20 protein-coding genes, 1 tRNA gene and 1 pseudogene are annotated in these 17,830 nt (G+C 68.6%); 9 read left to right on the top strand and 13 right to left on the bottom strand.

What is annotated here, in order from left to right; genetic code table 11:
* Nucleotides 1-25 precede the first annotated feature (25 nt).
* Complete coding sequence (locus ACTMTI_RS14190; protein ID WP_441120759.1) at nt 26-1,093, top strand: PucR family transcriptional regulator; 1,068 nt, start codon at nt 26-28, stop codon at nt 1,091-1,093.
* Here ACTMTI_RS14190 and ACTMTI_RS14185 read toward each other — a convergent pair.
* From ACTMTI_RS14185 to ACTMTI_RS14175, 3 genes are all read right to left on the bottom strand, one after another.
* Entirely contained in the window at nt 1,078-1,788 is a 711-nt protein-coding gene (locus ACTMTI_RS14185; protein ID WP_441120758.1) for a glycoside hydrolase family 16 protein, read from the bottom strand. The genes ACTMTI_RS14190 and ACTMTI_RS14185 overlap by 16 nt on opposite strands.
* Before the next feature lie 69 nt (nt 1,789-1,857).
* A complete protein-coding gene (locus tag ACTMTI_RS14180) occupies nt 1,858-2,961 on the bottom strand; it encodes a glycosyltransferase (RefSeq protein ID WP_441120757.1) in 1,104 nt (367 codons plus the stop codon).
* Nucleotides 2,962-3,101: 140 nt separating this feature from the next.
* The gene (locus tag ACTMTI_RS14175) at nt 3,102-4,925 is read right to left on the bottom strand and encodes a SpoIIE family protein phosphatase (RefSeq protein ID WP_441121194.1); all 1,824 of its coding nucleotides are present in this window, start codon (nt 4,923-4,925) and stop codon (nt 3,102-3,104) included.
* 65 nt (nt 4,926-4,990) lie between these two features.
* Here ACTMTI_RS14175 and ACTMTI_RS14170 point away from each other — a divergent pair, with 65 nt between their 5' ends.
* Nucleotides 4,991-5,707 carry a GAF and ANTAR domain-containing protein gene (locus tag ACTMTI_RS14170; RefSeq protein WP_441120756.1) on the top strand — a complete coding sequence of 239 codons (717 nt, stop codon included), beginning with the start codon at nt 4,991-4,993 and terminating at the stop codon, nt 5,705-5,707.
* 107 nt (nt 5,708-5,814) lie between these two features.
* On the opposite strand, the gene ACTMTI_RS14165 is transcribed toward ACTMTI_RS14170, so the two are convergent.
* Entirely contained in the window at nt 5,815-6,171 is a 357-nt protein-coding gene (locus ACTMTI_RS14165; protein WP_441121193.1) for an STAS domain-containing protein, read from the bottom strand.
* Nucleotides 6,172-6,347: 176 nt separating this feature from the next.
* Between ACTMTI_RS14165 and ACTMTI_RS14160 the strand changes: the two genes are divergently transcribed.
* Together ACTMTI_RS14160 and ACTMTI_RS14155 are read left to right on the top strand one after the other, a co-directional pair.
* Nucleotides 6,348-7,118: a SigB/SigF/SigG family RNA polymerase sigma factor gene (locus ACTMTI_RS14160; RefSeq protein ID WP_441120755.1), complete on the top strand. Its 771-nt coding sequence runs from the start codon at nt 6,348-6,350 to the stop codon at nt 7,116-7,118.
* 15 nt (nt 7,119-7,133) lie between these two features.
* Nucleotides 7,134-7,547: an ATP-binding protein gene (locus tag ACTMTI_RS14155; protein ID WP_441120754.1), complete on the top strand. Its 414-nt coding sequence runs from the start codon at nt 7,134-7,136 to the stop codon at nt 7,545-7,547.
* 23 nt (nt 7,548-7,570) lie between these two features.
* Here ACTMTI_RS14155 and ACTMTI_RS14150 read toward each other — a convergent pair whose 3' ends face one another.
* The 4 genes from ACTMTI_RS14150 to ACTMTI_RS14135 form a co-directional block, all read right to left on the bottom strand.
* Nucleotides 7,571-7,768: a hypothetical protein gene (locus ACTMTI_RS14150; RefSeq protein WP_441120753.1), complete on the bottom strand. Its 198-nt coding sequence runs from the start codon at nt 7,766-7,768 to the stop codon at nt 7,571-7,573.
* Nucleotides 7,769-7,804: 36 nt separating this feature from the next.
* Nucleotides 7,805-8,482 (bottom strand): hypothetical protein, encoded by a 678-nt coding sequence (locus tag ACTMTI_RS14145; RefSeq protein WP_441120752.1) that lies wholly within the window; start codon nt 8,480-8,482, stop codon nt 7,805-7,807.
* A gap of 5 nt (nt 8,483-8,487) precedes the next feature.
* A complete protein-coding gene (locus ACTMTI_RS14140; RefSeq protein ID WP_441120751.1) occupies nt 8,488-9,036 on the bottom strand; it encodes a hypothetical protein in 549 nt (182 codons plus the stop codon).
* A gap of 89 nt (nt 9,037-9,125) precedes the next feature.
* Complete coding sequence (locus ACTMTI_RS14135) at nt 9,126-9,551, bottom strand: helix-turn-helix domain-containing protein (protein WP_441120750.1); 426 nt, start codon at nt 9,549-9,551, stop codon at nt 9,126-9,128.
* 93 nt (nt 9,552-9,644) lie between these two features.
* Here ACTMTI_RS14135 and ACTMTI_RS14130 point away from each other — a divergent pair.
* Nucleotides 9,645-9,721: transfer RNA gene (locus ACTMTI_RS14130), tRNA-Pro, on the top strand.
* 75 nt (nt 9,722-9,796) lie between these two features.
* Here ACTMTI_RS14130 and ACTMTI_RS14125 read toward each other — a convergent pair.
* From ACTMTI_RS14125 to ACTMTI_RS14115, 3 genes and pseudogenes are all read right to left on the bottom strand, one after another.
* Entirely contained in the window at nt 9,797-10,942 is a 1,146-nt protein-coding gene (locus ACTMTI_RS14125; protein ID WP_441120749.1) for a tyrosine-type recombinase/integrase, read from the bottom strand.
* Nucleotides 10,939-11,094, bottom strand: a pseudogene (locus tag ACTMTI_RS14120) (helix-turn-helix domain-containing protein); the annotation flags it as partial. The gene ACTMTI_RS14125 and the pseudogene ACTMTI_RS14120, both read right to left, overlap by 4 nt.
* A gap of 31 nt (nt 11,095-11,125) precedes the next feature.
* The gene (locus ACTMTI_RS14115) at nt 11,126-11,716 is read right to left on the bottom strand and encodes a replication initiator (protein ID WP_441120748.1); all 591 of its coding nucleotides are present in this window, start codon (nt 11,714-11,716) and stop codon (nt 11,126-11,128) included.
* Nucleotides 11,717-11,825: 109 nt separating this feature from the next.
* Between ACTMTI_RS14115 and ACTMTI_RS14110 the strand changes: the two genes are divergently transcribed.
* Complete coding sequence (locus ACTMTI_RS14110; RefSeq protein ID WP_441120747.1) at nt 11,826-12,695, top strand: GntR family transcriptional regulator; 870 nt, start codon at nt 11,826-11,828, stop codon at nt 12,693-12,695.
* On the opposite strand, the gene ACTMTI_RS14105 is transcribed toward ACTMTI_RS14110, so the two are convergent.
* Nucleotides 12,692-13,282 carry a DUF4240 domain-containing protein gene (locus ACTMTI_RS14105; protein WP_441120746.1) on the bottom strand — a complete coding sequence of 197 codons (591 nt, stop codon included), beginning with the start codon at nt 13,280-13,282 and terminating at the stop codon, nt 12,692-12,694. The genes ACTMTI_RS14110 and ACTMTI_RS14105 overlap by 4 nt on opposite strands.
* A 239-nt stretch (nt 13,283-13,521) precedes the next feature.
* Between ACTMTI_RS14105 and ACTMTI_RS14100 the strand changes: the two genes are divergently transcribed.
* Complete coding sequence (locus tag ACTMTI_RS14100; RefSeq protein ID WP_441120745.1) at nt 13,522-13,923, top strand: hypothetical protein; 402 nt, start codon at nt 13,522-13,524, stop codon at nt 13,921-13,923.
* 167 nt (nt 13,924-14,090) lie between these two features.
* On the opposite strand, the gene ACTMTI_RS14095 is transcribed toward ACTMTI_RS14100, so the two are convergent.
* Entirely contained in the window at nt 14,091-14,768 is a 678-nt protein-coding gene (locus tag ACTMTI_RS14095) for a hypothetical protein (protein WP_441120744.1), read from the bottom strand.
* A gap of 444 nt (nt 14,769-15,212) precedes the next feature.
* Here ACTMTI_RS14095 and ACTMTI_RS14090 point away from each other — a divergent pair, with 444 nt between their 5' ends.
* Together ACTMTI_RS14090 and ACTMTI_RS14085 are read left to right on the top strand one after the other, a co-directional pair.
* Complete coding sequence (locus tag ACTMTI_RS14090; RefSeq protein ID WP_441120743.1) at nt 15,213-16,355, top strand: IS110 family transposase; 1,143 nt, start codon at nt 15,213-15,215, stop codon at nt 16,353-16,355.
* A 1,196-nt stretch (nt 16,356-17,551) separates the two neighbouring features.
* Nucleotides 17,552-17,830: IS110 family transposase (locus tag ACTMTI_RS14085; protein ID WP_441120742.1), on the top strand; the 279-nt coding region annotated here is incomplete at its 3' end.

The following is a 17,830-nucleotide window of genomic DNA, read 5'->3' as shown; positions in this document are numbered from 1 at the left end:
CCGGGTGTGGGAGGCTGTCATACAAATGCACAACTCGGCAGACCTGCAAGAGATCGTCGACGAGATCGCCGCCCGGCTGGGGGCGTCCGCGACGCTGGAGGACCGCACGTTCCGGCTGCTGGCCTACGGAGCCCAGCACGGCGACATCGACACGGTCCGCCAGGAATCGATCCTGCGCCGGCGCGCCACCGGCGAGGTGCGCGACTACTTCGAGCGCTACGGCATCGTCAGGGCCGGAGGGCCGGTCAGGATCCCCGGGGACGCCGAGCTCAAGGTCCTGGCCCGGGTGTGCTGGCCGCTGCGGCACGGCGACGTCACCTACGGCTACCTGTGGCTGCTCGACTCCGGCGCGCTCACCGACGACCGGCTCCAGTCCGCCGCGCCGCTGGTGGCCAGGGCCGCCGCCGCGCTCGCCCAGGAGGCCAGGAGCCGCCGCGACCTCGGGCGCGGCCTGACGGCCCTGTTCTCGCCCGATCCCGAGGAACGCGCCGGCGCCTCCATCGAGGTGCCGGGACCCGTCACGGCGATCGCCGTGCGCGAGTCGGAGGAACGCCTGGCCGCCCTCTGGACGCTCCCGCGCGGCGTCCTGGCCCGCGCCGGCTCGCCCGTCGCCCTGCTCGCCCCCGCCCACCTGGCCGGCGAGGTGGCACAGACGGTGCGCGGCGCGTACGGCACAGCCGCCGGGATCGGCGCGCCCAGGACCGACCCGGCCGACGCCTGGCTGAGCTGGCGCGAGGCCCGCCAGGCCCTGCGCATCGCCGAGCACTTCCCCCGCTACGCCCCCATCGCCCGCTGGACGGACCTGGGCGTGCACCGCCTGCTGGCCCGGCTCGGCCCGGCGGACCTGCGCGAGCTCGCGACCGAGACCGCGGCGCTGGACCCCGAGCTGGCCCACACCGTCGAGGTCTATCTCGACTGCGGCGGCCACGCCCAGAAGAGCGCCGCCGAGCTGGGCATCCACCGCCAGACGCTCTACTACCGGCTGGGCAAGGCCGAGCGCCTCACGCACCGCGACCTGTCGGACGGCGACGACCGCCTGGCCGTGCACCTTGGCCTCAAGGCGGCCCGGCTGGCCGCTCAGGACGGCTTGTAGACCTTCACCCAGTCGACGTACATCGACACGGTGGCCGGCGTGGCGGCGTCGCGGCAGCGTGGCTCGCACACCACGTCGTTCTGCAGCGCCAGCCCCATCTTCCCGCCATCGGGCACGTGGGCGCCGCGGTAGTCCCATACCTTCCGGCCGTCCAGCCAGAACGTCAGCCGGCCCGGCAGCCAGTCCACCGCCACCGTGTGCCACGTGGTGAAGTCGGCCCGCAGTTGCCGCTGCGCCCGCCCCTGGCCGCTGTGCACGAAGATGCCGCCGCCCTGCCGCCGGGGATCCACGATCTCGGCGAAGTCGACCTCGGCGTAGCCGGCGCCCTCGCCCTGCGCCGTCGGCCACAGCAGCGCCACCGGGGTGTAACCGGCGCCCGCCTCGGCCCGGAACCTGACCTCCCACCTGCCGTACCGCTGCGCGTGCCGGGTCGCCACGCCGCCCGACAGGTCCTTGCCGCCGTACATGCCGCCTTTGAGGCGCAGCGCGCCGTTCGAGACCGTCGCGGCCTTGCCGGTGCGGGGGTTACGCTCCGCGCCGGGGGAATGATAGATCATCCACTTGCCCGTGTCGACGGAGGCGCCGTTGAAGTTCTCGACGAGGACGGGGGCGCCCCACGTCTGTGCCTGCGCGGTCTGGGGGAGTGCGGCGACGCTCAGGAGCGCCACCGCGACGATCGAACTGCGTTTGACCATGGGCCCCATCGAAGCAAAGATTTCACTCCGGTAACACCCGTAAGTCACGTGCGCCCGGCTTGCCTGCTGTCAGGCGCAGGCCGCTTCGTACACCCGTACCAGCTCCTGGCTGACGCGCTCCCAGGAGTAGCGCGAGCGTGCCCGGTCGGCGCCCGCGTACCCGAGCGCGGTACGCAGGGTCGGATCCCACAGCAGTTCGCGGGCCAGCCGCGCGGTACGCGCGGGGCTGTCCGGCGGCACCAGCAGGCCGGTGACGCCGTCGATGACCGAGTCCAGGTGCGCGCCGACGGCCGAGGCGATCACCGGCACGCCGCACGCCATGGCCTCCAGCGCGACGATCCCGGTCACGGCCTCCCGCGGCACCGACACCACGGCGTCCGCGCTCCGCATCAGCTTCGGCACCGCCGACCGCTTCACCTGGCCCAGCAGCGTGACCCGGTCGGCCACGCCGAGCTGCTCGGCCAGGCCGCGCAGGCCGCGCGCGTCGCCGTCGTGTTCCAGGTCCTCCGGCTGCGGCCCGCCGGCGATGATGAGCTCGACGTCGGCGAGCCCCTGCAGCGCGCGTATGACGGTCTGCGCGCCACGGTCCGGGGTGAGCGCGCCGACGTGCAGCAGCCGCTTGCGGGGACCGCGCGTGGCCACCGGGCCGCGCCGCTGGAAGCGCTCGGTGTCGACGCCGTACGGCACCACGGCGATGTTGCCGCGCGGCACGCCGAGCCTGATCAGCGCGGACTCCTCGTCCCCGGATCCGGCGATCACCGCGTTCGCGCGGCGGCCGAGCGCCAGTTCCAGGTCCTTGTGCGAAATGTCGACCGTGTGGAACGTCTGTGTGACCGGCACCGCCAGCTCATTGGCTCCCGCCACGGCGGCCAGGCCGCACGTCCACGTGTGGGCGTGGACCACGTCCGGCCGGTCCTGGCTCCATCGCCGCATCAGGTGGTCGCCGACGTCGTTGAGAAACGGCAGCTCGTCGTCGGCCGGCAGCTCCCTGGCCGGGCCCACGTCGATCTGCTCCAGCGTGACTCCCGGGGCCACCCGCGTCTTGGGCTTGCCCTCGGTGTTGTCACGCCGGGAATAGATGGTGACGTGGTGTTCGCGCCCCAGCTCGCGTGCGACGGCGAGTATGCGGTGGCGCTGGTGACTCCCGGCGGAAGCGACGATCGCGATATTCATGGCACACCTCGGCAGCGTGGAAAGCGTTGCAGGTGTGCCTGCGTCTTAGGCACGTGGGTCTAGCACCGACAATACCCAGGTTCGCGCCTATCGCAAACCCACGCAGACCAGACGCTTCATGTCGTGGCCGCTTCGCACGCTCAGACGCCCCGCAGCGCGAACACCACGATCTCATCCCACACCTGGCCGGCGGAGAACGCGTGCCGGTCCGCCTCCACGGCCTTGACCACGGTGGACGGCGCCTGGCCCGCGCACCGGCCGAGCACGTCGGCCAGCCGCTCCTCGCCGTACGGCTCGCCCCGATCGTTCCTGGAGGAGATGAGCCCCTCCGAATAGAGCACCAGCGTCTCCCCAGGGGCGACCCGCAACGTCTGCACCCCGGTCTCCGCCTCCGGGGCGATGCCCAGCGGTACGCCGCCGCCCGCGGCGAGGCGCACGCCGCCGTCGGGCTGCAGCAGCACCGCGGGATGGTGTCCGGCCGACGACAGCGTGATCTCGCGGCCCCGTACGAACCCCGCGATCGCCATCACGAACATGCCGGTGCCCTGCGCGACCATGGCCTCGTTGACCTTGCGCATCACCAGGTCGGGATCGGACTCCCAGACGCTGAGCACCCGCAGGCCGCCGCGCACCATGGCGCTGACCGAGGCCGCCTCCTCGCCCTTGCCCGCCGCGCCGCCAAGCGCGAACCCCCATCCGCCGGAGACCGGGAACACGTCGTAGAACTCGGCGCCGACCGACGACCCCGGGTGGTAGACCGCGGCGGCCTCGTAGCCGGGAACATCGGGCAGGTTGCGCGGTGCGACGCTCGCCGACAGCGCGTCCGCCGCCTGCGAACGGCTCTGGTAGGTGCTCTGCGCCCGAACCGCCAGCCCGAGCTGGATCCCCACCTCCTGCATGACGGCCAGGTCCGACAGCGTGAACGGCTGCTTGTCGTGCATCCGCACCAGCGTCAGCACCCCGTCGCCGGTCCCGATCGGCACGCACACCAGCGAGCCCGCGCCCATCGTCGTCAGCAGCGGTCCGTCGGCGCTGAGACCGAACAGCGTGTCGTCGTCCACCATCTCCAGCACCACGCCGGTGCCCCGCTCCAGCACCTGCATCACCACCGGTCCGGCCGCCGGGTCGGCGGCCTCGACCTGCCGGACGAGCTGGCCGACCGGGTGATCCTTGGGCCCCACCACGACCGAGCGGCGCGGCAGCCCGTCGCGCACCATGTCCGCGATCACCCAGTCCGCCCACCCGGCCGCCAGCAGCCGCGTCGCCCGCGGCAGCGCCACAGGACGCAGCAGCGCCTGCTCGTCGAGCAGCAGCTTGGCCATCTTGGTCAGCAGGTCCTGCCGCTTGGCCGCGGTCATCAGCAGCGCGCCGTCGGACTGCTCGGGCCGCGCGCCCGGCTCGGGCATCTGCACCTCGATCGGCAGCGCCACCACCGCCACCATCTGCTGCGGCTCACCCGGCATCGTCAACCGGGTCAGCGCCAGCTGGACGACGTGGGTGCGGCCCTGGTGCGCCATCCGCGTCTCGAACGCCGTCGGCTGCCCGGTCTGCAGCACCGACGTCAAGTGTGAGCGGAACGCCGCCCGCCGCGACACGTCCACGAGCAGCGGGAACGACCGGCCCACCAGGTAGCCGTCGGGGCTGCCGAGCAGCCGCGAGGTCTCGGGGTTGATCCGCCTGACCACGCCGCCGCTGTCGAGCACGACGACCGGCACCGGAAACGCCCTGAACACCTGCCGCAGCAGCTTCAGCTCGCGCTGCGAGCCGTTCTTCTTGCCCCCGGCCCGCTTGGACGCCTTGCGCAGCTCCTCGCCGGCCTCGGCCAGGAGCTCCACTGCGGTGTCGAGCTCGGCGAGCGCGGCGTCGAGCGTGGGCGCCAGGTCTGCGGGGTAGGCGGTCCTCGCCTCGCGCAGCGAGGAGACACGCCCCGCAAGCGCGTCCAGCGCGTGTTCGAGGTCCGTCATGGTCACCCTCTGACGCTACGCCACGTCGGATAAAGGTAGCTATATGGGGGTAGAGCCTTATCGCTATGGAATCGACCGCGATGATCACCACTGGGCTCGCCCGTGACCTGGCGGCTCTGGGGCGGCTGGGCGAGGACACCTCGACGGAAAGCGTGCTGCGCGGCCTGACCACGGCGCTGGCCGGGGGCGTCCCGGGCTGTGCGGGAGCCTCCGCCGAGCACTGGCGCGACCAGCGGGTCCTGGTCTCCGGCTCGCACAGCGAGCTGATCATGCTCGTCGAGGGCGAGCGCGAGATCGGCGAGGGCCCGTCCATCGAGGCCAGGAAGAGCGGCGGCCGGGCGGTGATCGGCGACGTGCTCACCGACGGCCGCTGGCCCCGCTACAACGCCCTGGCCACCCGCTGGAGCGTGCGCTCCGCGCTCATCGTCCCCATCGAGGTGACACCCGCCCAGCTCATCGTCGGCCTGTACTCCGTACACGCCGGGGCGTTCTCCCCGCAGGGCGCCCGCTCGCTCGCCGACATGCTGACCGAGCAGCTCGGCGTCGCCATGGCGAACATGTGGGATTTCGAGGAGGTACGCGCCGACGCCGTCCAGCTCCAGGAGGCGCTCGCCGGACGCTCCGTGATCGACCAGGCCAAGGGCATCATCATGCAGACCAGCGGCTGCGGCCCCGAAGCCGCCTTCGAGGAGCTGCGCAAGATCTCCCAGCACCATCAGGTCAAGGTCGCCGACCTGGCCAGGCTCCTGGTTGACGAGCATCGCCGCAAGTCCAAGCGCTGACCTGGCCACAGGCGATGGCGGCGACACCGCCGCAAGCCGAAGCGCTGACCTGGCCACGGACGATGGCGGCAAGACCGCCGCAAGCCGAAGCGTCCCGGACGCCGGCTTCACCCGATGGCGGCCAGGGCGTCGTCGAGCGTGTCGTAGAGAGGCAGGCGCTGCGCCAGCCCGGTGATCCACATCACTTTCGACTTGGAGTATTCGACCCCGATCAGCGCGAACTTGGCACCCGCCGCCAGGCTCGTCTGCCAGTGATGCACGATCAGGCCGAGCGCGCGCGAGTCCATGAACGTCACCCCCGCCAGATCGAGGATCACATCAGGACCCGTCATCGACAGGTAGTCGGCGAACTGCTCCCGCGTGGTGGCGTCGAGCACGCCGTCGACCTTGATCACAGTGATCTCGCCCACTGTCGACGACGTCAGGCTGAGGGCCGCCATGGACCCCCCGCCGCTTTCCGGCATTGTCACGGGGCAACCCTACTGTTACCGCGGGAGGGAGGAATACTTCCGGCGACACGGGGGACACTGGATCCGAAGTCCAGCAGCGGGCTTTCGTCTCGAGAGTAGAGCGAGGCGTGCCTCTGCCTGGGCTTTTCTGCTTCGGGTGAGGCCGCCTGCGACCCATATGAGGAGCAGCGATGGCTGTGCAGGAATATGTCCTCGAGGAGATGACAGCAGAAGAGCTCCTGGCCGAGATGGTCAAGGAAGACACCCCCGACAGCCATAAGGAACGGCTGCGCGAACGCATCGTCGAGATGCACCGGCCGCTCGCCATGGAGATCGCCAGGCGATACCGCTACCGCGGCGAGCCCCTGGAGGACCTCCTCCAGGCCGCATATGTTGGCCTGATGAAGGCCGTCAACGGATTCGACCCGACCCTCGGCCACGCGTTCAGGGGCTACGCGGTCGTCACGATGACCGGCGAGGTCAAGCGACACTTCCGCGACCGTACCTGGGCCATCCGGGTGCCCCGCCTCTACCAGGAGCGCCGCTCCGAGCTCAACAGGCTCGTCGCCGACCTCAGCCAGGACCTCGGCAGGTCGCCGACCGTGGCCGAACTGGCCGCCAAGATGAACATCAGCGAGGAGGACGTCCTGCTCACGCTCGACGCCTCCGCCGCCTACAGCACGCTGTCGCTCGACGCGCCGCTCGGCACCGACGACGACGCCGCCTCGCTCGGCGACGTCATCCCCGAAGACGACGACACGCTGAGCACCATGGTCGACAGGGAAGCCGTCAAACCCCTCATCGACGCGCTGCCCTCCCGCGAGAAGCACATCCTCCTCCTGCGGTTCTTCGGCAACATGACGCAGGCCGAGATCGCGGCGGAGTTCGGGATCTCCCAGATGCACGTCTCGCGTATCCTCCGCAAGGTCCTCGACCAGCTGCGCTCCGAGCTGGTCGGCTGAGAAGAAGGTCGCCGGGTGAACGAGGACGTAGAGCCTCAGTCGGGCTACACGAGCCCGCCACCCGGCGCGCCCGTGCGACGGCTCCGCTTCAGGCTGCGGGATCTGCCGCGGGTCCGGCGGTTCGCCGAGCACGAGGCCCGCGACGTCGGCATGCCGGAGGACGCCATCGGCGACTTCGTCATCGCCGTCAACGAGGTGGCCACCAACGCCGTGACCCACGGGGCCGATCAGGCCTCCTTGCGTACCTGGGTGGTGAGCGGGGACCTCGTCGTCGAGGTGCACGACGAGGGCACCTGGAAACCCGGCCCCATGCCGGGCGCCGTGGGCGGAATGGGCCTGTGGGTGGCCCGCCTGCTGTCGTCGGACCTGACCCTGCGCGTCGGCACCGGCGGCAGCACAGTGATCATGAAATTCCCCGGCAAGGGCTGAGCCCTTGCCGGGGAATGGATAGATCAGCGGCGGGCGCGCCCCCGCCAGTTGCTGTAGCCGGTGCGGATGCCGGCCGTGCCGACGCCTGCCTGGTGCAGGGCCAGCAGGGTCAGCCCCAGCAAAGCGAAGGTCATGCCGGAGAACCCGCCAGGGATCCTCGCGCCGACCAGGTCGAGCAGGAAGCCCAGCCCGAAGATGATCGCTGCCACTACTGCGAGCATGTCATGTCACCTCATTTCCCTCTCATCGCTCTTCGCTCAGTCGCGCTGGCTTGAGAGGGCCAGCAGGCGCTCGAGCACGTTCCTGTAGTCGCGCAGCGCCAGGCGCAACTGCTCGGTGTCCGCGGATTCGGCGTCCTTCCAGCGGTCCCGCAGTGCGTCCGTGCGGCTGGTGAGGCTGCTGGTTAGAGCGTCCACCACCTCGCCCACCAGGCCGTCGGCGCGCTGCACGGCCTCACCGGGGTCGTCGACGAAGGATGCCTGCAGGTCGCGCCAGCGGGCCTGCACCTGGGCGGGATCCTGATCGAACAGGACGACGATCTCCTTGGGGGCGGCGTGCGCCGGCGCCTCCTCGGACGAGGTGTCCGGCGCCTTCTCGGACGAGGTGTCCGAGCCGCGGATCGGGTCGGGCCCCGTCTGCGGTCCCGGTTCCGGCTCCGCCAGCATGTCGCCGCCGGTCCTGGCGTACGGATCCCGGTGCGGGACCTCCTCGTCGCCGGGCGCGGGCGGGATCACGGCGCCGGGAACGGCGGCCGCGTACTCGTCGTCGGCACGGGGACTGCGGGGCTCGCCGGCTGAGGTGGGCCCGCCAGGGGTGTACTCCTCGTCATCGGCGAGATCACCGCGCGGCCGCTCCTCCGGCTCGTCGTCGCGGCGGAGTGAAGCGGTCTCGTCGGCGCGTTGCGACGGCACTTTCAGCTGGTCGTCGCTGCTCATATCGGTCACCGTCCTCGGGTGGTCTCGTGCAGCAGTTCCTCGAACAGCGCGCGGTAGTGCACCATGGCCTGCCGGAGCTCCTCCGTGGAGGCCTCCTTCCGGGCCGCGCGCCCGCTGATCTCATGAGCCGTCCTGTAGTGATCGAGGGTCGCCGCATGCGTCACCGACAGGTCGGACACCCGCTGCTCGAAGTCCTCCGTCGGGTAACCCCGCTCCGCCATGACCGCCGTGACCAGCTGATCAGCCTCGGTCACGGCGAACCCCGGCGCGTCCACGAAGCGCTCCTGCACGTCGGCCCACCGATTGGCGTAGGTATCGCGGGACTGTTCGGGAAGGGGACGGATGTCGAGCTCGGCATGGCGCTGCTCGCGGGCGAGCAGCTCCTCCTCGGCCTCCCGCCGGTTCTCGCGCTGGGCGACCATGCGTTCGTATTCCGGGCCGAAACGTTCGCGGAGATGGTTACGGCGCTTCTGCCGCTGGAGCGTGACATAAGCGACTGCGGCGACCGCCACCACCGCGACCACGACGACGGCCACCCAGATGTAGGTGGTCATAATGTTCGCCTCCGGTCTCTTTGCTGAGACCGCGACTGCCCTCGAACCGGTATGTCGAAACTCGCTACGCCCTACCGGAAAGGCCAGGATCAGCGCGCTTCGAGCCCTTTCCGCGCGGCGGCGAGAACGGCAGCGACATGTGAGCCCGATGGGGGAGCAGGGACCTCGCTGAACCCTCCCGCGGCGTCGTAACGCACGTCCAGCCCGGCGTCCACGAGCCGCTGCGCCCACCGCAGCGCCGTGTTCAGCCTCTCGGGCGCGGGCGGCCTCCCCTGAGCGGCGGCCGACAGGTTCCGCAGATTGGTGGCGGGCCCGGACTGGGCATGCGCCCTCGCGAGCTTCCACGGTACGGCGCCGCTGTGGTCGAGCATCGGCTTGGCCAGTCCGGCGGCCCGCTTGGCCTGCAGCACCCCGGATTCGCTGACCCCGAAATGAGCGGCCAGCTCCTGCACGCTCATCCCCTCGGTGACCAGCCTGGCCAGCTCTTCCCGATCGATGGTCGGCTTGCGCCCCACCGGCCACCCCCGCTCCGCTCTCCGTGTACGCGTGTACCTCTGATGTGCGCTAAGGTTATGACGTCCCGCCCCGCAGGGGGCGGTCGACACAACCGGGACGTAGCGCAGCTTGGTAGCGCACTTGACTGGGGGTCAAGGGGTCGCAGGTTCAAATCCTGTCGTCCCGACCAGGTTTTCGCTGGTCGAGCAGGGTGTCACTCATCAGGGTGGCACCCTTTCGCATTGGTGAGTGACCAACTGAGTGACTACCGGGCGAAGAGGGTGTCCATCGCCGCAGCTCCTTGCAGGAGTACGGGGCGGATCTGCTTGCGGTAGACGGCTTCGGTGACGGCCGTGCCGCTGTGGCCGACGAGGCGGGCGATGTCCTCCAGGGGGACGCCGGAATCGGAGAGCAGTGAGACGAAGCTGTGCCGCATCTCGCGGGGTGTCCAGTAGTAGGCGGGCATTCCGGCATCCTTGACGATCTTCCGGAAAGCGCGGCGGACGTTGTGGGCGTCGAGGGGTGTACCGACGAGCGAGGCGAAGACGAGCCCATGATCCTGCCACTTCTCGCCTGCCTCCTTCTTGTCCTTCCGCTGCTGCTCCCGGTGCGCCTTGAGCGCTTCCACGCATCGCTTGGGCAGCGCTAGTGATCTCCGTGAACGCTTGGTCTTGGTGTCGCCTCCCTCGCGTACCGAGCGCCACACGGCGATCCACGGCGGGATGTCCTTGTCCGGATCGCCGACGAGATCCACCTCCTTCCACGTGAGCGCCCGCAGCTCCTCCGTACGGGCACCGATCAGCAGCGACAGGACGACGTAGGCGTACAGGCGTGTGCCCTCGGCCGCGTCGAGGAGGGCGGTCGCCTGGTCGAGGGTGAGGGACTTGGACGGGCGGCCTTCCTTGCCTTCCGGGATCTCGCACAGGCCCACCACGTTGCGCTTGACCTTGTCGCGGGCCTGGGCGAACTTCACCGCGCGGTTCAGGCACGAGTGGAGCAGTCGCACCGTTCGGGCGGCGAGCACCTTGGCCTTGCCGACGATCCACCGGTCCACGTCTTCGGCGCTCAGCTCCCGCAGCTTGCGCGCGCCCAGGTCGGGGATGATGTGCTTCTCACAGAGGGTCCGGTAGTTGGTCACCGTGTTCGGGTTGCGACCGTGCAGACCGTAGGCGAGCCAGCTCGTTACGGCTTCGGCCACCGTGTAGGTCGCCGGGCCGCTGGACAGCCCGTCGTCATGGTCGCGGATGATCTCTTTGAGCTTGGCCTTGGCTTCGGTCTTGGTTTTGCCGCTGGCCTTCTTGACGATGCGCTTGCCGGCCGGGGTGTAGCCGACCGTCACCGAGGCGATCCAGCGTTGCCGCTGCTCGTCCCAGTGCAGGCCGCCGTCTCCTCGGCTGCGTCGTTCGGTCATGAAGCCTCCTGTTCGAGTAGGGAGATGTAGTCCTCTATGGCTGAGGCGGGGATGAGCCGGGTCCGCCCTTGGGTGACGGAGCGGAGCCGTCCGGAGCGGATGAGTTCGTAGATCACGCTTCGGCTGAGGCTGAGCAGGCGCATGGCCTCGCAGACGCGGTAGAGCCGCCAGTCGTAGCACGAGTCAGACCATCGAAACGACGTCCATACCTACGATCATGGACTGAGTGTCGTAGCAGTCGGGGCAGATCGGCTGGCCGAGCCGTTCGTCATGTGATTCGTGCCGCAGGTGGCAACCGACCGGCCGCCCGTGCTCACACAGCCTGTCGCGGTTGCGGGGACGGCAGGGACGGCCGTCGCGGTGCGAGTGGACGGGGCCGAAGGAGGGGGCGGTCAGAGTGACGAACGCCCGAGGGTGCGCGCTGACCGTCTCGGGCACGCCCTTGCCGCCAGACAGGCCCGCCCGGATCAGGTGGAAGGTGTCGGCCTGATACGTCTGCGAGCACGCCGGGCACACCGAGGCGCGCCGGTTGCCGCAGGCCACCAGGAGATGTCCCGAGGGCTCACCATCAGTCGTGTACGCGTGCAGGATCTCGCCCGTGCCCACGTCCACGATCACCGACTGTCCGGCCAGGTGCACTGGATGAGCACACCCGCCGGTCGCCGCGACCATAGAGCGCCACCGTTCATAGCCCGGCGTGTTGACCAGGCGGGCCAAATCAGCCATCCACTCGGCGCCGGATGGCTGATCGTCGTGCCGTTCCTCCTTGCTCATAGGGCACCACCTCCTTTGCTTGACTACCTGTACTACAGGTTGACAGACATGGCGCATGATGGTCAACCTGTAGTACAAGTAGTCCTGAAGCTTTACCGAGGAAGGCGCTATGGAGACCATCACCGACGACAAGGACGCCCGCTGGCGCATCATCGCCACGGACCTACGGGCCGCGATCCTGGACGGCCGTTATCCCCCCGGCGGTGCACTGCCCAGCGAACCGGAACTCGTCAGGAAGTACGACGTCTCCCGCCCCACCGTCCGCAAGGCCATCGACACCCTCGTCTCCGAAGGACTGGCCTACGTCATGCGCGGACGCGGCTCCTTCGTCCGCCCCATCCCCGAACGCCGGACCATCCTCATCACGGACCGCGACCGGCCCGACCTCGCCGCCCTCGGCAACCACCCCGACGTCCAAGCCTTCGGCTGGGACCTCGCCCAACGCGACCACGACGTCCCGTTCTTCACCGGTGAGAAGACCACCGCCAACCGCGACATCGCGATCATGCTCAGCGTCCGGCCCGGCCACCCGGTCATCCACCGCCGCAGCCTGTGGCACCGAGGCCACACCGCCGCCATCCACGGCGCATCGGCCCGCCTCGAGATCAACTCCTACACCAACGCCGACATGCTCCCCGACTGGGACGACCCCAAGCGCCACGCCCAGTACCGCAAGCGCCCCGCACTCTTCTACCAGTCACTCAGCCGCGACCACGGCCCCGTCCGCTGGATGACCCTCACCACCGCCCGCATCGCCTACGAAGACGAACGCACCACACTTGGCATGGACTACGCCGAAGCCGTCCTCATCATCCGCCGCACCATGGCACACCCCAGCGGTAACCCCATCGAGGTCACCGAGGTCAAAGCCCCCGCCAACCGCTACGAGATCGGCTACCACCGCGAACTCGCCGACGAGCCGGAAGTCGACCTCACTCCACAGGAACTCAGCGACAACGGCATAGAGCTGGCGATCTAGGCGCGACCGTAAAACTCGCGGATGAACCGATGACTGCGTGGCACCCTGCGGGCCGCCTCCTCGTCGTCCTCTGGGTCCCAATCCTCGTCAGTGAGATGAGGCATTCCGTACAGCAAATGACCACGAGCCTCAAGAGCATCGAACAAGGCGTCGCGCTCTGTGCCCGTCACTTTCTCCCAAGCCTTGGGCGCCACATAGGACAGGGACTCAAACTCTGGCCAGTCGTCGTCAGTTCGGGGGATCCGATCTCGCTGCATAGTGAGAAAGCGCTGGACCTCTGGCACGTCCGCAAGCGTGTCTGGGTCGCTAGCGACCCGCTCAAAGGTCTCACGGCCCAGGCCGGCCAGCCACATCTGGAAATACCAAAAGCTGTCGCTGGTGCCTACCAGGTATAAGACGATGGCTGCGCCCCACATCAAATTGGTGTCAACCTTGCGCCGCGCTTCCAGAATCCATGACTGGAAATCGATGATCTCCTCGGCGGAACGTCGCGCCAACTGCTCTTGCAGCCATCGCAGGCGCGCCTCCTTTCCCTCGGTTTCGCGCGCGGACTGCTCGATCAGATTCCAGAACCCGTCGATGTCCATGACGGTGATCCTGGCATGGGCCAGAACCGACGGCGGGCAGATCCCCGCAGATCCCAGTCTGGCTCAGAGTTTCTTTACTGGTTCAAGCCGCCGCCCGATGGGCGGCGGGCGGTCCGGGCGGGCGTGCGGCCTCTCCGGGCCGGTCCCGCCCGGCCACCCCGCCGCACCATCGAACGGGGCAGAATTATGTGAACAGTGCACTCTGTCGCCCGATTAGCCCTGTTCATCAGAATGGGGCTGTGGCGAACACCGTCAAGGCACACCGGATGCCGGGCACCCTCAAAGCGGCTCAGTTCATCATCACACTCGAAGTGGCTTTCGGCCTGGTAGGCCTGGCGATCGCGCTGGCAGGCTTCTTCTCCACCTTCGATTGGGGCGTCCTGCCTGCCCTGATCTACGCCGCAGGAAGGGTCGCCCTTCTCGGATGGCTGTTGAGCCGATGGTCGAGCCGCCGAAAGTACTTACGCTGGGCAATCATCGCCGTGCACCTGCTGGAGGTCGGCGCCACCATTCTCGACCTGGTTCTCTTCTCCACTGTGACCTGGAATGCGGTGTTGGGCTCTCACTTGCTCACGTGGGCCGTCATCGTCCTGCTCCTCCTGCCCTCGGCTGGGCGTTGGTTCAGCGAGTCCAGGACCTGATGTAGCGGCGGGCAACGGGTGCGCGTTCAGCCGACGCTCTCACTAAGAGCGCCTAACAGAATGCCTGCTGCACTGTCTTTGAGGATCTCTTTCCATGGGAGCGGAGGGACTCGACGTCCGGCGACGCCCACCACGAGCGTTGCCGGACATCGGCCGAGAGCTGGCGATCATCCTCGCCGAGTACACACGCCGGGAAGGTCGCAGACCTTCCCGGCCATCTTCTTCGCCCTGTTGGTGAGTGTCTTGGTCGTGTCCTCGCCGGCCCAGTAGGAGTCGGCGGTGTAGAGGGCCAAGGCGCTCCCGCGGCGGACGACGACATACCGCTCTCCGCTGGAGATGTACAGCTCGCCCTTGACGGGCTCTTCCGTGCCCCTTTCGTACGAGCTTCCCTTGATCAGCAGAGCCTCGTCCGCGATGTTCACCTTCTTGCTGGTGTAGCGGTGAAAGCTCCCGGCCACGGTCGCCGTCTTCGGAGCCTTGGCCTTGGCGCATCTCTTCACCTCGGCACGGAGCTTGCGGAACGCGGCCCCGGCGTTCTTCGCGCTGGGATACAGCACGAGTTGCTCGGTGACGTACGAGGGGGCGCTGGTCTTCCCGATGATGGTCCGCATCGCGATCCGGCCATCGCGGGGCTTTCCCTTGGAGCGGCAGGGGTTGAGCTCAAGCTGCTTGGTCAGCTTGTCGCTGACCGTCCACCACTCTTCGGCTGCCTGATCCTCGGTGAGGGGCTTGGTCGCCTCGGCCTCGGTCAGCAGGAATCCTTTGGGGATCTTGACGGTCTCCGCCCGGGCCGTACTGGCCGCGCCGACCGCCGAGGCCGCCACCAGGACTGCCGTTGCGATCATCGATATTATCGCTCTCTTGCCCGACATTTCGATCATGAGCTGTTAGATACGTGATCCTGCTGGTAAGTTCCCCGGCGTCGAGACGGGCAGGGGCACAGGGAGAGGCATTCCGTTAGGAGTTGTAAGCATCAACAGTGACTGGGCTGAGGCCGTGACGATCGCTGACTTCGGGACTCGCCGTTGATGGCTGGGGCGATCGCTCATTAAGAGATCCTGGGTATGCAGCCCCTTGAAGGGTTGTCACCTCTCGGCCCGGCGGGTGCATGGCCTGCGATCGGATCGCCGCTTGACGGCTCGCGTGCAGTGGCGCCGGCCCTGCCGGGACGAGGGCGTCCAGATCGGCATCAGGAAATCGCCCCAGCTTGAGGGCCGCAGTAATGAGCTTCCGGCAGACGTCCTCACCGAATCCCCTTTGAGGTGACCTGCAACGGAAGGAGTCACACCGTGCACACCGTCGGATGGGACTGGGGCAGTCAACGACACGCGGTCACCGTCCTGGATGAGAGCGGCGCCACCATTCAGCGGTGGAACCTCAGTCACACCGAGGACGGCATCACCACCACCCTGCGACGCCTGGCCGCCTACGGCGATCCCGCCAAGCTTCCCGTCGCGATCGAGACCAGCAAGGGACTGGTCGTCGACCGACTGCTGGCAGCCGGGCACCCAGTCGTGGCCATCCATCCCGGCACCTTCACCGCGATGCGTCCCCGCTGGGGATCCTCCCGCGCCAAGAGCGACGCCTTCGACAGCTTCATGCTGGCCGACCTGCTCCGCACCGACGCACCCCACCTGCGCTTCCTCACCCCCACCAAGGCGCAGACGCTGGAGATCCAGGCCCTGTCCCGCCAGCGCAGCGACCTCGTCGCCGCCCGCGTCAGCGCCGTCAACCAACTCCGGGCGCTGCTGGAAGCGCACTGGCCCGGCGCCGCCCGCCTATTCTCCCACCTGGACTCCGATATCTCGCTGTCGTTCCTGGAACGCTTCCCCACCCCGCAATCGGCCGCCAAGCTCAACCCCGTCACCATGACGGCCTTCCTGCGCCGATGCCGCTACACCGGCGGCAAGTCCGGCACCGAACTCGTCGAACGCCTGCGCCAGGCGCCCCAACCCGCCAGCCGGATCGGCCGCCACACCGTCACCGTCCTGGTCGCCACGCAGACCGAGCAGGTCCGTGCCCTCACCCGCGGCATCGCTGACCTCGAGGCCGCCCTCAGCAAGGCCCTGGACGAACACCCCTACGCCTTCCTGTTCCGCGCCCTGCCCCGGGTCGGCATGGTCAACCTCGCCCAGATCATCGGCGAGATCGGCCCCATGCTGGAACGCGGCCTGACCGCCGACCAACTCGCCGCCGAGGTCGGCATGGCCCCCGTCACCCGTGCCAGCGGCAAAGTCCACACCGTCGGCTTCCGGCACAGCGCCAACCGGGCCGCCCGCAAAGCCATGACCCACTTCGCCGACAACAGCCGGCACGCCAACCCCTGGGCCGAACAGGCCTACCATCGAGCCCGCGACCGCGGCATGTTCGCGCGCCCCGTCGTGTGGCCGAGCTGTCTGTCGTTCGGCGGCGTGCGGGGATCTTCAGGTTAGGAGCTTGAATCTCATTCGGGAGGCCCTGAGCAGGCCCTTTATGGCCTCTCGGGTAGCCCCCAGACTCGGGTAGCCCCCATCCCGTTGTCCGTAGATGGCACGATCGCCGCAGCGTCGATGTCACTTCTCTCCTCCAACCGCAGTGGGCGTGAGGGCGGGATAATCCGTTGGACTCTGCTGGCGGTGGGCAGTCTCGCCAGCCTCGCGACGAATGTTGCGGTCGCAGCGCCGTCCTTGATTGATCGGGTGATCGCGACCTGGCCTAGCTTCTCCTTGATCGGGGCGTACGAGATGTTGATGAGGCAGATTCGCCGGTCGGCCGGGCAACGAGCAGCAGGCTGGCACGCCGCAGAGGACGTGGGTGAGGATGGCGTGGTTGGCTCCGGTGGCGTTGAGAGGAGCAGCCTGACGACGTCGTGGACGAGGATGATGTGCCTTCTGCTGATCGCAAAGGCGGGGCAGGGCGTCGCAGTGGGCGGCGTGGCCGTGGACGCCGGAGCATCGTAGACCCGAGGTGATCTCCCCAGCGTGGTCAAGATTGCCCGGGGGTTCCCCAAGTCTCGCTGGGGTCGCCTGGTGAAGAAGGCTGGGCTTGCTGGCGAACTGGCCGAGCACAGGAAGCTGGGAACGAATCGGAAGGGCCGCTGGACATAGTCGGGAAGAGGAAGAGACTGTCTGTGAACGGCAGGCAACAGCCTTCGTGAAGGCTCCAATCCCGCTCGCACGGCGCAGGTTGGAATCCCCGGCAGGATTCGAACCTAATGACTCCGTACGACCCCGAGTTTCGCCGGCTCGGGCACTCGCCTCAGATGCCTAGATTCGAATCGGAGCTTGACTCCTGACCGCAGGCCGTGCGAATGGGGCGCGGGTGGCGGGTGGCGGGTGGCGGTCGACGGGGACCGAGTGAATGCCTGAGTCGATACTGGACCTGGAGTCCTCTGCTAAGGCCGTGCACCTCGGTCTCTCTCGGCCGCCACCCGTCAGTCGCTTTTTGGCCAAGATCGTGGCGTGAGCCAGCCGCAGGAGAGACCGCTCGTATCTACCCGGGCGCTCGAGCCCTTGCGCAGAACGCGGACCTGCGGCGGGCTGGGGCCACGAACTGCTGATCGGATGTCGAGCCGTCGAGCTCTCTCATTAGGGCGTGGCGTGCCCCTGCGCGGCTCACCTGTGCCGATGACCGAACGAAGGAGGCGCCGGTGACGGTGACATGCGGAATCGACTGGAGCGAAAACCACCACGACGTGGCCTTGGTCGATGAAGGCGGCAAGCTGGTGGCCAAGCGGCGTATCAGCGACGATGCCCACGGCTGGCGGGTCCTGGTCGAGTTGCTGGCCGAGCACGGTGACCGTCCCGACGACCCGATCCCTGTCGCGATCGAAACCGGGCGTGGGCTGCTGGTGTCCTGCCTGCGGGCCACCGGACGCAAGGTGTATGCGATCAACCCGCTGGCTGTGGCCCGTTACCGCGAACGCCAC

Origin of the sequence: Nonomuraea sp. H19, from assembly GCF_052068215.1 — a bacterium.
Lineage (GTDB): Bacteria > Actinomycetota > Actinomycetes > Streptosporangiales > Streptosporangiaceae > Nonomuraea.
The sequence above is the reverse complement of the archived record's forward strand: the minus strand, read 5'-3'. Positions and strand labels throughout refer to the sequence as shown.

Excerpts from the sequence above, each read along its gene's own strand:
- ACTMTI_RS14190 (WP_441120759.1), top strand. The coding sequence starts at position 26 with ATGCACAACTCGGCAGACCTGCAAGAGATCGTCGACGAGATCGCCGCC.
- ACTMTI_RS14185 (WP_441120758.1), bottom strand. The coding sequence starts at position 1,788 with ATGGTCAAACGCAGTTCGATCGTCGCGGTGGCGCTCCTGAGCGTCGCC.
- ACTMTI_RS14180 (WP_441120757.1), bottom strand. The coding sequence starts at position 2,961 with ATGAATATCGCGATCGTCGCTTCCGCCGGGAGTCACCAGCGCCACCGC.
- ACTMTI_RS14175 (WP_441121194.1), bottom strand. The coding sequence starts at position 4,925 with ATGACGGACCTCGAACACGCGCTGGACGCGCTTGCGGGGCGTGTCTCC.
- ACTMTI_RS14170 (WP_441120756.1), top strand. The coding sequence starts at position 4,991 with ATGGAATCGACCGCGATGATCACCACTGGGCTCGCCCGTGACCTGGCG.
- ACTMTI_RS14165 (WP_441121193.1), bottom strand. The coding sequence starts at position 6,171 with ATGCCGGAAAGCGGCGGGGGGTCCATGGCGGCCCTCAGCCTGACGTCG.
- ACTMTI_RS14160 (WP_441120755.1), top strand. The coding sequence starts at position 6,348 with ATGGCTGTGCAGGAATATGTCCTCGAGGAGATGACAGCAGAAGAGCTC.
- ACTMTI_RS14150 (WP_441120753.1), bottom strand. The coding sequence starts at position 7,768 with ATGCTCGCAGTAGTGGCAGCGATCATCTTCGGGCTGGGCTTCCTGCTC.
- ACTMTI_RS14145 (WP_441120752.1), bottom strand. The coding sequence starts at position 8,482 with ATGAGCAGCGACGACCAGCTGAAAGTGCCGTCGCAACGCGCCGACGAG.
- ACTMTI_RS14140 (WP_441120751.1), bottom strand. The coding sequence starts at position 9,036 with ATGACCACCTACATCTGGGTGGCCGTCGTCGTGGTCGCGGTGGTGGCG.
- ACTMTI_RS14125 (WP_441120749.1), bottom strand. The coding sequence starts at position 10,942 with ATGACCGAACGACGCAGCCGAGGAGACGGCGGCCTGCACTGGGACGAG.
- ACTMTI_RS14115 (WP_441120748.1), bottom strand. The coding sequence starts at position 11,716 with ATGAGCAAGGAGGAACGGCACGACGATCAGCCATCCGGCGCCGAGTGG.
- ACTMTI_RS14110 (WP_441120747.1), top strand. The coding sequence starts at position 11,826 with ATGGAGACCATCACCGACGACAAGGACGCCCGCTGGCGCATCATCGCC.
- ACTMTI_RS14105 (WP_441120746.1), bottom strand. The coding sequence starts at position 13,282 with ATGGACATCGACGGGTTCTGGAATCTGATCGAGCAGTCCGCGCGCGAA.
- ACTMTI_RS14095 (WP_441120744.1), bottom strand. The coding sequence starts at position 14,768 with ATGATCGCAACGGCAGTCCTGGTGGCGGCCTCGGCGGTCGGCGCGGCC.